Annotated in this window: 11 protein-coding genes; 3 read left to right on the top strand and 8 right to left on the bottom strand. The window is 59.8% G+C overall.

Annotation, left to right across the window (positions count from 1 at the left end; all coding sequences use genetic code 11):
- Positions 1-35: 35 nt before the first annotated feature.
- From DQN55_RS12385 to DQN55_RS12350, 8 genes are all read right to left on the bottom strand, one after another.
- Positions 36-599, bottom strand: coding sequence for an NUDIX hydrolase (locus tag DQN55_RS12385; protein ID WP_048382184.1), 564 nt, complete (start codon positions 597-599; stop codon positions 36-38).
- A 2-nt stretch (positions 600-601) separates the two neighbouring features.
- The gene (locus DQN55_RS12380; RefSeq protein WP_048382185.1) at positions 602-1,354 is read right to left on the bottom strand and encodes a GntR family transcriptional regulator; all 753 of its coding nucleotides are present in this window, start codon (positions 1,352-1,354) and stop codon (positions 602-604) included.
- A 92-nt stretch (positions 1,355-1,446) separates the two neighbouring features.
- Positions 1,447-1,836, bottom strand: a complete 390-nt coding sequence (pcaC, locus tag DQN55_RS12375) for a 4-carboxymuconolactone decarboxylase (protein WP_048382186.1) — start codon at positions 1,834-1,836, stop codon at positions 1,447-1,449.
- On the bottom strand, positions 1,833-3,308 hold the full coding sequence (locus DQN55_RS12370; RefSeq protein ID WP_048382187.1) for an NAD-dependent succinate-semialdehyde dehydrogenase: 1,476 nt from the start codon (positions 3,306-3,308) through the stop codon (positions 1,833-1,835). The genes pcaC and DQN55_RS12370 overlap by 4 nt, the downstream gene beginning before the upstream one ends.
- Before the next feature lie 105 nt (positions 3,309-3,413).
- A complete protein-coding gene (locus DQN55_RS12365) occupies positions 3,414-3,899 on the bottom strand; it encodes a flavin reductase family protein (protein ID WP_048382188.1) in 486 nt (161 codons plus the stop codon).
- A 12-nt stretch (positions 3,900-3,911) separates the two neighbouring features.
- Positions 3,912-5,393 carry an aldehyde dehydrogenase gene (locus tag DQN55_RS12360; protein WP_048382189.1) on the bottom strand — a complete coding sequence of 494 codons (1,482 nt, stop codon included), beginning with the start codon at positions 5,391-5,393 and terminating at the stop codon, positions 3,912-3,914.
- Positions 5,390-6,223, bottom strand: coding sequence for an alpha/beta fold hydrolase (locus DQN55_RS12355; protein ID WP_048382260.1), 834 nt, complete (start codon positions 6,221-6,223; stop codon positions 5,390-5,392). The genes DQN55_RS12360 and DQN55_RS12355 overlap by 4 nt, the downstream gene beginning before the upstream one ends.
- Positions 6,224-6,269: 46 nt before the next feature.
- The gene (locus tag DQN55_RS12350; protein ID WP_048382190.1) at positions 6,270-6,860 is read right to left on the bottom strand and encodes an amino acid synthesis family protein; all 591 of its coding nucleotides are present in this window, start codon (positions 6,858-6,860) and stop codon (positions 6,270-6,272) included.
- A gap of 372 nt (positions 6,861-7,232) precedes the next feature.
- On the opposite strand from DQN55_RS12350, the gene DQN55_RS12345 reads away from it, so the two are divergent.
- From DQN55_RS12345 to DQN55_RS12335, 3 genes are all read left to right on the top strand, one after another.
- Positions 7,233-9,230, top strand: a complete 1,998-nt coding sequence (locus tag DQN55_RS12345; RefSeq protein ID WP_048382191.1) for a hypothetical protein — start codon at positions 7,233-7,235, stop codon at positions 9,228-9,230.
- Positions 9,231-9,478: 248 nt separating this feature from the next.
- Positions 9,479-11,671 (top strand): autotransporter outer membrane beta-barrel domain-containing protein, encoded by a 2,193-nt coding sequence (locus DQN55_RS12340; RefSeq protein WP_048382192.1) that lies wholly within the window; start codon positions 9,479-9,481, stop codon positions 11,669-11,671.
- 214 nt (positions 11,672-11,885) lie between these two features.
- Positions 11,886-13,319, top strand: a complete 1,434-nt coding sequence (locus tag DQN55_RS12335; RefSeq protein ID WP_048382193.1) for a hypothetical protein — start codon at positions 11,886-11,888, stop codon at positions 13,317-13,319.
- Positions 13,320-13,345 lie beyond the last annotated feature (26 nt).

Raw genomic sequence — 13,345 nt, 5'->3', positions numbered from 1 at the left:
AGATGCCGCAGGCCGCGAACATCCGGGCTTGCGGCTTAGCGGATGAAGTGGATCTTGCCGGTGTCGTCGTTGCCGGTATAGAGGCCATAGACACCGGCCTGACGTTCCTCGATATAACGCTCGAGGATCTGCCGGATCGCAGGGTAGTAGATGCTGTCCCAGGGGATGTCCTGAGGCGCGAAGAACTGGCAGGCGAGGGTTTCAGGTCCGAACTGGCCGGTGATTTCCAGGGCGACGGCGCGGAAAATGATATACACCTCGCTGATCGTCGGCACACTGAAGATCGAATAGGGCGAGAGGATTTCAGCGCGTACGCCGCTTTCTTCCCAGACCTCGCGCAGTGCAGCCTGCTCGGTGGTTTCGCCACCTTCCATAAAGCCCGCCGGCAGCGTCCAGGTACCGGGACGCGGGGCGATGGCGCGCTGGCAAAGCAGGTATTTACCGTCCTGCTCGATGATGCAGCCCGTGATGATTTTTGGATTCAGGTAATGGATGTAGCCGCAACCGCGGCACATCAGGCGCTCGTGCGTATCGCCCGGCGGAAGCTGAGACTTGAGGTCCTGGCAGCCGCACTGTGGACAAAAGCTCGGGCTGAACATGTTCAGCGACCTATGCGCGGTTCTTTAAGCGCGATCGGCAGCGTGATCTGAGGGATCTCGCCGGTTTCTTCCTGCTTGCGCTTGAGGTATTCCAGAGCCACGGTTGCCGCAGCACGGACGTGTTCGACACAGGCCTGGTGAGCCGCCAGGGGATCACCGCTCTTGATCGCATCGACGATGCGTTCCATTTCCTGATTACTCGCGCCGCGGCGGTTTTCCTGAGACACCGAAGTTGCCCGCAAATAACTGATGCGTGCTTGCAATTGACGCAACTGAGTGGCCGCCACATGGTTGCCGGAACCTTCGAGCAGCACGTCATAAAACCCCTGAACCGAGTCGATGACCTGTTGCAGCTCGCCATCCTTGAGGGCCTTGCGGTTTTCCTCGAGGGCTTTTTCCAGGGCCTTGATGTCCTTGGCCTTGGCACGCAAGGTGAAGAGCTGGACGATCAGGCCTTCAAGCACGCAACGCAGCTCATAAATGTCGCCGGCATCGGCCAGGGTAATGATCGCAACCCGTGGCCCCTTGGCGTCGGCAAATTCCACCAGACCTTCGGACTCCAGGTGACGCAAGGCTTCGCGAACCGAGGTGCGGCTGACGCCAAGCCGGTCGCACAGGTCGCGCTCGACCAGGCGATCTCCCGGCAGGAGCTGGAAGTTCATGATGGCGCTTCGTAGTTTATCCAGCACGATTTCGCGCAGGGTAACGGGGTTGCGATTGACCTTGAAGCTGTCGTCGAGGGGCAGACGTTTCATGGGGGGCTGCTCTGAGTGTGGCTGTCCATTGCAAAAAGAGCACTTCGATCATTCAGATCATCCGTGCTCCGGTCAGATCAAACAGCCAAGGGTTAACTGGAGGCCTCGGCATCGGCTTCGGCAAACGCTTCACGGGCAAGCCGGAAACTGTCTACGGCAGCGGGTACACCGCAGTAAATGCCGACCTGAAGCAGAATTTCGCGTATTTGTTCACGACTCAGGCCGTTACGCAAGGCACCACGTACATGCAGCTTGAGTTCGTGTGGCCGGTTGAGGGCCGAAATCATTGCCAAGTTTATCATGCTGCGCTCTTTAAGCGACAAGCCATCACGGCCCCAGACGTGGCCCCAGCAGTACTCAGTGACCATTTCCTGAAGCGGGCGGGTGAAGTCGTCTGCGTTCTCGATAGAGCGATTGACGTAGGCTTCACCCAGGACCTGAGTGCGGATTTTCAGCCCTTGTTCATACTTTTCATGACTCATTGCGGTGTGCTCCCAAAGTCATCCAACCCACCCATCAAGGTGTATTTGAGTTCCAGGTAATCCTCAATTCCGTACTTGGAGCCTTCACGGCCCAGGCCGGAAGACTTGATCCCTCCGAAAGGGGCCACTTCGGTGGAAATCAGCCCTTCGTTGATCCCGACCATGCCGTACTCCAAGGCCTCGCTCATGCGCCAGGCACGACCCAGGTCGCGGGTGTAGCAATAGGCCGCAAGCCCGAATTCCGTGTCATTGGCCATATGGATCGCCTGGGCTTCGGTCTCAAAGCGGAAGACGGCGGCCAGCGGACCAAAGGTTTCTTCTTTGGCCACTTTCATCGAGGCGGTAATGCCGGCCAGAACCGTAGGCTGGAAAAAACCGTGGCCCAGGGCATGGCGCTCGCCGCCGCACAGCAACCGGGCGCCGTGGGCGAGGGCGTCTTGCACATGGTCTTCGACCTTGGCCACCGCCCGTTCGTTGATCAACGGGCCCTGGGTGCTGCTTGCCTCGAAACCGCTGCCCACCTGCAGTTGGGCGACACGCTCGGCCAGGCGTGCAACAAAGGCGTCATGAATACCGGCCTGTACCAGGAAACGGTTGACGCAGACGCAGGTTTGTCCGGCATTGCGAAATTTGGCAATCAGCGCGCCTTCGACCGCACGCTCCAGGTTGGCGTCGTCGAACACGATGAAGGGGGCATTGCCGCCCAGCTCCAGCGAAACTTTTTTCAGGGTCGGCGCGCACTGTGCCATCAATAGTTTGCCGATGGCGGTAGACCCCGTGAACGACAGTTTGCGTACCAGCGGGCTGGCTGTCAGCTCAGCGCCAATGGCGATGGCGTCGCCGGTGATGACGTTGAAAATGCCCGGCGGAATACCGGCCTGTTCCGCCAGTGCAGCCATGGCCAGTGCCGAGAACGGTGTTTCGGGAGCCGGTTTGACGATGCACGGGCAACCGGCGGCCAACGCCGGGCCGGCCTTGCGGGTGATCATCGCCGCCGGGAAGTTCCACGGGGTGATGGCCGCGACCACGCCGATCGGCTCCTTGCTGACAACGATGCGCGCATCGCCTTTATGGCTGGGAATGGTGTCACCGTAGACCCGCTTCGCCTCTTCGGCGAACCACTCGATAAAGCTTGCGGCGTAGAGGATTTCGCCTTTGGCCTCGGCCAGTGGCTTGCCCTGTTCGAGGGTGAGGATGGCGGCCAGTTCATCGGCGTGTTCCAGCATCAGTGCGTGCCAGCATTTGAGCAGGCGGCTGCGCTCTTTGGCGGTCAGTGCACGCCACGCCGGCCAGGCTTTGTTGGCCGCGGTGATGGCGGCGCGCGCGTGTATTGCGCCAAGCGCGGGAACCTGGCCGATGCGCTCGCCGGTAGCCGGGTTGAAAATCTCCTGATACGCGCCGTCTGGCGCATCCAGCCATTGGCCGTCGATATAGGCCTGCTGGCGAAACAGTTGCGTGGCTGCAGGGGGCATGGGGGCTCCAAAAGAAAAAAGTGTTCGTGAGGCCTGGCCATTCAGGTTTTGCGAGGGCGGCGATCATCGATCGCAGTCCTCGCACGCCCGACAGCGGCGACCGTGCTACGCGAGGGTGGGCAGAGGGCCTAGCTTGCCTTTGTGGTAGATCATCGGCGTGACGGGTTGCTCGGGCAGAATCAGGTTCTTAACCGCACCGACGATGATCGCGTGATCGCCACCGTCGTATTCGCGCCACAGTTCGCACTCGATGATGGCCGTGGCTTCGTTCAGCAACGGATTGCCCAGAGCACTCAGTTGCCACTCGATGCCTTTGGCCTTCTCCTTGCCTTTACTGGCAAACGCGTAGGCTTCGGCGGTCTGCCCGGCGGACAGCAAATGAATCGCGAATTGCTTGCTGTCACGCAGGATCGGGTAGGTGTCGGAGGCGTAGTTCGGGCAAAACAGCACCAGCGCCGGGTCAATCGACAGCGCACTGAATGCGCTGGCCGTGATGCCCACGATGCCACCGTCAGGGTCCAGGGTGGTGACCACCGTCACACCGGACGGGAACGAGCTCATGACGTCTTTGTAAATGCCGGGTTCGATCATGTCGGTTGCCTCCTAGCGCATCACGAACGGATCAGGCATGGGGGCCTGGGAGAGGTTGATCCATACCGTTTTGAGTTCGGTATAGGCCAGCACCGAATCGATGCCGCTCTCGCGTCCATAGCCGCTGTTTTTGAAACCGCCGATGGGTGCCATGGCTGACACGGCGCGGTAAGTATTGACCCAAATGATGCCCGAACGTACATCCCGGGCCAGTCGATGGGCGCGTCCCAGGTCTCGGGTCCAGATACCGGCGGCGAGACCGAACTGTGAGTCGTTGGCAATCGCCAGTGCCTCGGCCTCGTCCTTGAATCGAATCACGGAGGCCACCGGGCCGAACACTTCTTCCTGCATGATCTTCATCGAGTTGCTGTCGCATTCGAACAGCGTCGGCTCGTAGAACCAGCCGTCGCCCAGGTTCTGTGGCCGTTTACCGCCAAGCCGCAAGTGCGCACCTTCGGCGATGGCATCGGCCACCAGTCCTTCGACCACGGCCAGTTGCTGGGCGGTGGCCATGGGGCCCATTTCGCTGGCGTCATCTTGCGGGTTGCCAATGCGGATACGCTTGGCGCGCTCGACCAGACGTTCGACAAACTCATCGTAGATTTCGTCTTGCACCAGCAGCCGCGAACCGGAGACGCAGCTCTGGCCCGATGCCGCGTAAATGCCGGCAATAGCCCCGTTGATGGCGCTGTCGAGGTCTGCATCGGCAAAAATGATATTGGGTGACTTGCCGCCTAGTTCCAGCGACAGTTTGGCGAAATTCTCGGCGCTGCTGCGCACCACATGCCGGGCAGTGGCGGCGCCGCCGGTGAAGGCGATTTTGCGCACCAGCGGATGACGGGTCAGCGCCGCGCCGGTACTCGGGCCGTAGCCGGTGACCACGTTGACGACACCCGCCGGGATGCCGGCTTCGAGCGCCAGGCGTGCCAGTTCGAGAATGGTCGCGGAGGCATGCTCCGATGGTTTGATCACGATGGTGTTGCCAGCGGCAAGCGCCGGTGCCATCTTGATTGCGGTCAGGTACAACGGGCTGTTCCAGGGGATGATCGCGGCGACCACGCCCATGGCTTCGTGCACCGTGTAGGCAAACAGGTCGGGCTTGTCCAGCGGCAGGGTGCCGCCTTCAAGCTTGTCGGCAAGGCCTGCGGTGTAGTGGAAAAACTCTGGCAGATAACTGACCTGGCCGCGGGTTTCGCGAATCAGCTTGCCGTTATCGCGGCTTTCCAGCTGCGCCAGGTGCTCCTTGTTCTCGGCGATCAAGTCACCCAGGCGGCGCAGCAGCTTGCCGCGCGCGGTGGCCGTCAGGTTGCGCCAGGCCGGGCTGTCGAAGGCGCGCTGGGCGGCCTGGACGGCACGCTCCACATCGTTTTCGTCGGCATCCGGCAGTTGCGCCCAAGGTTGGGCCAGAGCCGGGTTAAGGCTGTCAAAGGTCTTGCCGGATAGGGCATCGACCCATTCGCCGTCGATGCACATCTGGAAACGTTCGAGTGTCATGCAACAATCCCCTTTATTAGATTTTGTCGGGAGTGCGTTGTGTCGAGAAATTCCAGCAACAGCTGGTTGACCAGACGCGGCGATTCAACGGGCATCATATGCCGTTGCTCGGGGAGCACAGCAACGCGTGCGCCGGGAATGCGCTCGGCCAATTGCATGGCCATTTGCGGGGTTGAACCCGGGTCCAGCTCGCCGGTCGCGATCAGCGTCGGCACTTGAATATGGTTCAAGTCATCGGCGCGGTACATGTCCTGGGTTGCGAACAACTCATAGGTGGTCAGGTAACCCTGTGGGTCGTTATTGGCCAGGGTCTGACGCAAAGCCGCGATCTGGGCCGGGTTGGCCGCCTGGTACTCGCGGCTGAACCAACGTGACAGTGCGGCTTCGGCGTTGGCATCCGGACCATGTTCGGCCGCTTGCGCGGTTCGGGCGATAACGCCTGCACGCTGTTCCGGGCTGCGGTTGAATACGCTGTTGAGTACCACCAGGCCATGCAAACGCTGCGGGTAATGCAGGGCAAACGCCCGTGCTACCAGCCCGCCCATGGAAAACCCGATCACCGTTGCCTGGGGCAATTGCAAATGATCGAGCAGTTCCAGCAACTGGTCAGCATAGCCAACCAGCGGTGTGCCACTTTCAGGGCGAGGGCTGGCACCATGACCCAACATGTCATAAGCAATGACGCGGTACTTCGTGGCCAGGCCAACGACCTGGCCACCCCACATTTCTTTATTCAGGCCCACGCCGTGGATCAATACCACGGGCTGGCCCTGGCCGGTCGCCAGGTAACTGGTACCCGCCGGTGTGTGTTCAGCGGTGAGCCGAATCATGGAGCGCTCCTGCATGCCTTTTTTGTTGTAGTAACGCACATCGACATTACTGGGCTTTTTCGGCTGCCAGTTCTTCCAGGTCGATGTAGCGGTTGCCAATGCGCGGGTGCAGACGGCCGCCGTCGGCACAGCCCAGGACCACAACGATTTCGTCGGCACGGGGTGCGTCTTCGATTTGCATTTCCAGGGTGATGTAGTGCGAACGCAGGCCCTCATCATCCTTGTGCATCATTGGGATCTGGATCGAGGTACCAGGGCCGCCGCGCTTGTTGGTAAAGCTCAGATAGCTCTTGGCTTTAACGGCTTCGCGGTAGTGGTTGCCAAAGCGCAGGGTGTGAATGACGGCAGAGGCGTGCTCGATTTCGCCATCGGCACCGACTACCGCGGCCTTGCCGTAGGCTTCGATTTTCTCGGCACCGCCAATGAGCTTCACCAGGCGCTCTACCATCATGGCGCCGAGGTCGGAGCAGTTGGCACGGATTTGCGGTTTCAGGTCTTCGACAAAGCCATTGCCAACCCAAGGGTTCTTCATCACTACAGCCAGGCCGACCATGGTCACGGGGGTGTCGGTAGCCTTGCCGCCTTCAATGAGGGTTTCTTCAACATAGCTGACGATCTTGCGGATTTCGAAACTCATGAGCTGCTCCTTGAGGGGGTGAAAAGCGTTTGTGCGTCTTATGGTATACCATAATACACAAGTCGCAAGCCCCCGCATGCGTTTCTGTCCGATGAACCTGGAAAGTGCAGGGCGGGCGCGTGTGTCAGCCGTTGAGCAGCGCGTCCGAAGATCCCTGTCCCGTGTCAACCTGTGCCCGGCCGGACTGCCCGCGCACTGTCAACTTTGACAGTATCGGGGTTGTGAAAACTGTTGCTTAATTCTTCCAAGGTCATGTGGTGCAGAGCTTTGGGCATGATCCTTAGGTCGCCCTTGCAGTGTTCAAACCGCCGCACAGCCTCGATAGCCACCGCCGTTCTCACGGCTACTATTGATCGCGTGGAGAGTGAAAACATGGCAACCCTGGATTCCCGCAACCGCTCAAAGGAGGCGCGTGATGCGTACCGCAAGGTTCGTACCCAGCGTCATCTGACCCATGCGGCCAAGCTCGACGACCCGCTGCCTACGGCGACATTTGCCGCGATACTCGACCCGGTCGACGGACTGCTCAATGGTCCGCTGATCAAGCTCAACGGCCTGGATACGGTGATTCCGATCTGGTCCAACACCGGCAGTACGCCGGGTGACACTCAAGATCTGGAGCTGTTCATCGCGCCTGGTCATGTCACCGATCCGCAGGCCCCGTCGTTCGTCCGGGTCTTGAGCCAACAGTTTGTCTACCCGTTCGCCGATACCTGGACCGGGGATTTCAATATCCCGCTCAATCACCTGCAGCCGGACGGCGCCTTTACGTTCAAGCATGAAGTGATTCAGTACACCGGCCAGGTGTCCACCAGTGCCCTGGTCAATCTGACCAGCGACACCACCGCACCCAATGAACGTTCTGCGACTCCTGAGCCGGGGGCCATGGTGTTCAACACCAGCGAGCTGGATGACAGCAATATCGGCAGCGTCACCGGGGTTATCCCCGACTACCTCGACAAGGCCGCGGGCGATTCTGTGGTGTATTGGTACGCCAAAGACCCGTTGCCGGATGACCCGACCACGCTTCCTCCGGTGGAGGCTGCGCGGGAAGTGCCGGCCAATAACCAGATCACCATCCCCCAGGCGTATATCGAGACCCGGCAGGACGGCATTTTTTATGTGCTGTATACCTTGTTCGACCGGGCGCTGAATCGTAGTCGCCTTTCGGGTTACAAGCGCTTTACCGTCACCCTAGGCGCCTTGCCGAATGTGGTGGCCAAGCCTGAGGTACCGGTCGGAGCCAATGGCGCCGTGATCGATCTGGAAACAGCGGCCGGGGGTGTTTTTGTCGAGATCCCGACGTACACCGGCTGGAAGTCCGGGGACATGATCCGCGCCACCTGGGGCGGGCTGGATTTGCCCGCGGTGATTGCGCTGGAAAACACCGTCACCGAGATTCCCGTCCCGGCGCAGACACTGCGCACGGCCTATGTCGGCGCTACCGGGCAAAAGACCACGACGGTCAGCTACGTGGTCGATCGGCAAGGGCGCGTATTTGGCCCGCAGCAGGACGATTTTCTGGTTGATTTCAGCGTCATTGGCCCACCGTTGCCTGATCCCGATCCGGACTTTCCAGATCCGACCAATCCGGTGTTGCTGGCCGGGGTGGTCAAAGGAGGTGGCGGCGATAACCTCCTTGACATCACGGATGCGAATAAACCGGCTGATTTCGAATTCACGATCTACGACCCGGTGAACGCCGGTGAAACCCTGGAGTTCTGGTGGGAAAACACCCGGGTGACGGAAGCGACTTTCACCATCACCACAGAAACCGCCGGCTCTACCAAAACCATCCAGATTCCCTGGGACTATATCCTGGCCACGGACAACGGCCCGGGCAAGCAGGTCTATTACACCATTGGCGACCCTACGGTGACGCCTAACCGGCAAAAGTCGCAGGTCACTTTGGTGGATGTAGTGGATGCCATTGTCATTGAACCCAATCCGGCGACTTTCCCCCATATGACCAGTCGGGGCTGGCTGGTGTGCTCTTCATTGCAGGCACCGGACAACGCCATTGTGGTGAGCGTGCCTGATCTATCGGCCTGGCTGGCGCCGGGGGATACGGTGGAGATGTCGTGGAGGCTGTTTCAGGACCGGACCGGCACCACCGAGATTACTTCCGCGGCGTTGATCGACACCGTCACCCTGGGCGATGCGTCGAGCCCATTCCCGGTGACCGGGTTCAATTGGCGGGTCCAGCCATACGTGACTCATATTGCCCCGGCCTATAACCCGCCCGACCATCCGGAGGCCAATACGGTGGTGACGTATTCGTTCACCTACAAGGGTAAACGCGTCACCTCTTTGCCGGCCCCGGCCCCGGTGGGCATGTTCATGGGCAGTGGTGGTTGCATCATTCCTTGAATACGGCTTGATCCATGCGATGAACACTCCGGGGGCTGATTGCCGGAGTGTTCATCATTACGGCTGTGACAAGTGCGGGTTAACGTTCCAACACTTGCTTATCAACAATTCCCTGTTTGATTTGGGCTTTTTCCTACATTCAATACGGAGGGTTAAAAGTAGCATCCGCACCTTTGTAAGTTTCGGCCTATTTCCAAGTAAGAGGATGGGCGTTAACAACGGTTAGTGAACCAAGGGTGAACCACAATATGTCAGCTACCAATCTGTTTAACTTGACCCCTCTAGCCAGCGCGATGAAGTACATCGTACTGGCTCAGTTTCTGGTGATCGCCCAACAAGCGGTTGCGGGCCCTATTATCAACGACGATGTCGTGATTGATCAGAACACCCCGCCTGACAGTTACACACTCAATACCCAAGCCACGTTAACTGCCAATAACGCCTCTACCTGGAATATCCGGGCCCAGAACGGGTCCACAGTCAATCTCAATTCCAGTTCGGTCACGACCAATGGCTCGGGCACTGCACTGGAGCTGTTCAACAGTTCGGGTGTCATCAACAACAGCCGTATATCCGGTGCCACCGCCGGCATGTTGCTGGGTTTCACTGCCACCGGCACCGGCTCAACGGCCGAGGTCAATAACAGTGTGATCAGCGGTGGCAGCCGGGGCGTGCATATCAGTGCACGCAGCAACCTGACGTTAAACAACAGTGATGTGGTGGGCACCGATGCCAATGGTATCGGCCTGCTCATGTTTGATGGTACGGCCAGCGCCACGGGTGGCAGCATTGTCGGAGGCATGACCGGGATTGTGGTCCGCGACGATCCGAGCGAGGCGGGCGGTTCGCGTCTTGAACTCAATGGCACACGGGTTGAAGGCCAGGAGGGCTCGGCCATTCTCGTTCAGGGCGGTGCTGCTGACATTTTCGTGGGCAATGGCGCGAGCCTGACCGGGGGTAACGGCGCACTGCTGGAGGTCAAGAGCAACGGCTCCGCCAACTTCACCGCCAGCGACAGCGCTACGCAACTGGTGGGGGACGTGATCGTTGAAAACGGCAGCACGGCAGACGTGACGCTGACCCGCGGCGCCAGCCTGACCGGTCGCCTGGAAAACCTCAGTGCACTGGCGGTCAACGACAGTGCCAAATGGGTGATGGTCGGCAACGGCGAGGTGGCCAACCTGGCCATGGACGGCGGAGCGATCCAGTTTGGCAGCCCGAGCGAGTTTTATCAGTTGTCCGTGGGCAACCTGTCGGGCAGCGGCACATTCATCATGGATGCCGATTTCACCACTGGCCAGGTGGACACCCTGAATGTCACCGGTACCGCTACCGGGGCGCATAAGGTCTTGATGGGCAGCAGCGGCGCCGACCCAACGGCTGACGGGCAGGTTCCGGTGATTCATATTGCTGCCGGTGATGCCACGTTTTCGCTGTTGAACGGTGCGGTTGACCTGGGGGCGTACTCCTATGACCTGATCCAGCAGGGCAACAATGACTGGTACCTGAACACGGCCAGCCGCGTTATCAGCCCCGGCACGCAGTCGGTCATGGCGCTGTTCAATGCAGCCCCCAGCGTCTGGTACGGTGAACTCAGCACCCTGCGCAGCCGCATGGGCGAAGTGCGTATGGATCATGGCAAAGCGGGGGCCTGGAGCCGTGCCTATGGCAACAAGTTCGACGTGAGTGCGAGCTCCGGTCTGGCGTATCAACAAACCCAGCAAGGCCTGTCATTGGGTGCCGACGCGCCGTTGCCGGTGGGGGACGGGCAATGGCTGGTTGGTCTCATGGCCGGCTACAGCACCTCAGACCTGGACATGAGCCGTGGCACCAGCGGCACTGTCGACAGCTACTATGCCGGCGCATACACCACCTGGATGGATGAGCAGAGCGGCTACTACCTGGACGGCGTGCTCAAGTTCAACCGGTTCCAGAACGAGTCCAGGGTCCAGCTCAGCGATGGCCAGCAAACCAAGGGCAGCTTCGACAACAATGGTATCGGCGCGTCTCTGGAAGTCGGCCGCCATATCAAGCTGGACGATGGCTACTTTGTCGAGCCTTACACGCAACTGTCCGGCGTGATCATACAGGGCAAAGACTACGATCTGGACAACGGCCTGAAGGCTGAAGGTGATCGCACGCGCTCCTTGCTGGGCAAGGTCGGGGCCACCGCCGGGCGCAACTTTACGCTGGACGATGGCACAGTGCTGCAACCTTACGTGAGGGCGGCCTATGTGCATGAGTTCGCCAATAACAATGAAGTGCAGGTCAACAGCAATGTCTTCAACAACGACCTCTCCGGTTCCCGTGGCGAACTGGGCGCCGGCCTGGCGATGACACTGACCGACAAGGTCTCGGTGCATGCCGACTTTGACTACAGCAACGGCGACAAGATCGAGCAACCGTGGGGTGCGAATATCGGCATGCGTTACAGCTGGTAATCACGCGTCCAGCTCATGTCAAAAGCGAAGAAAGCGCGGGCCACCGGTGTGGCCCGCGCTTTTTTTGGGCTGTCGAAATCCATGCTTTGCGGGGTTTACCTGTCAGGTTTGACAGTATACGAGCGCGGGGGGCTGGGCATTAATAGTCACTTCATGCACCGGGGCGGGTCAGCTGTCGAGCTTGCTCGCCACGGGCCCCAGGAGGAGATCAGAAATGTCCAGAACCACGCGTTTTATCGATCAGAATATCCGTCGCATTCGCCCCAAGCCGTTCACCCTGGCGATGTTGCAAGACATCCCCGGCGGGCAGGTCGGCTTGCTACCGGCCAACATTCAGGGCAAACCGTTGAAAGTCGAATTTGCCCCTTGGGACAACAGCAATCCAACCCCGGAAAATCCCGAGAGCGTAGAGCTGTTCTGGAATGACGTATCGGTCGGGATCAAGTCCTGGAGCAGCCGAATCGAACCGGACGATTTTTTCATTGAGGTGCCCGCCCTGAATTTGAGCCAGGGCCGGCATGAGGTGGATTACCAGCTGATTCTGGCCACCGGGCAGGCCGAACCCTCGGACATCCGGGTCTTGACCATTGATTTGCAAGCCCCGGCGCTGAATAACCCCAGCGAACTGCTGTTTCCCGCAGAGGTCCTGACCGCAGGTGTCACCAAGGACTATCTCGCGGCGTACGGCGACAGCGTAAAGGTCAATGTGCCGTTCCATAAGGTCGCCGCGCCGGGTGACGTGATCGTGGGTGAGTGGAAAAACCTCAGCAACGGGGTGTCCCACTCTTTTCGCAGCCAGCCATTGACAGAAGACGACTATGAGGATCGGGTGCAACTGACGTTCAGCGGTGATTTCTTTCGCGACACGGTCAAGGACGGCCAATGGCAGGTGACTTACCGGGCCGAGGACCGGGCCGGCAATTCGAGCCCGGTATCGACGCCGGTCCCGATAACGATTGCGGTCCTCAGGCCACCGCGTGTAGCGCCTTCCCCATGGGTTGTTGAAATCGGCGACACGCCAGCCGAAAGCGGTGTGCTTAAAGCATTGAGTGCGCTGGACGGAGCCACAGTGCGCATCCCTGAAGAGGCGGTGTACTTTGATGACGACACCGTTGAACTGCAGTTTGGCGAGCCGGGCAGCCACGGGGCCATCAGCGTGCCGGTCAGTGCCCAGTCACGGGATGTACATATTCCCAAAGAGAACATTGCCGCCTGGATGAAAAAGACCTTGCCGGTGTATTACACCATTCACTTGCCCGATGGCTCCAGCGTGCCCTCGACACCGCTGACGCTGACCATCAGTGAAGTGGACAAATACAGTTACCCGGTTCCGCAACTGGCGGCTCCCTTTTCGGACCCGGTGTCGAGCGGGGCCATCCCCGGGACGGGGCTGCCGATTTCGCAACGCAAGTGGGCGTTCATCAGCACCGACTGCCTGATCAGCATCAGCGTGGAAGGCATCGGGATCATGGACAAGCACCGTGTGACTGCGGCGCAAACCGAGGCCGGGGTGGTGGTGACGGCGCCGAAAAGCCTGATGTCTGGCTTGCCCGTCAACCAGCGATTCATCGTGCAGACCGAGGTCAGTTTTGACGATGGCGCCACCTGGTTCTCTTTCGTTGAGCTGCGACCCATGCTCAAGCCCTGAGGATGTCGAGCCCCGGGTTCAAGCCC

The organism is Pseudomonas taetrolens (genome assembly GCF_900475285.1).
Lineage (GTDB): Bacteria > Pseudomonadota > Gammaproteobacteria > Pseudomonadales > Pseudomonadaceae > Aquipseudomonas > Aquipseudomonas taetrolens.
This window is presented reverse-complemented; position numbering and strand designations above follow the sequence as displayed.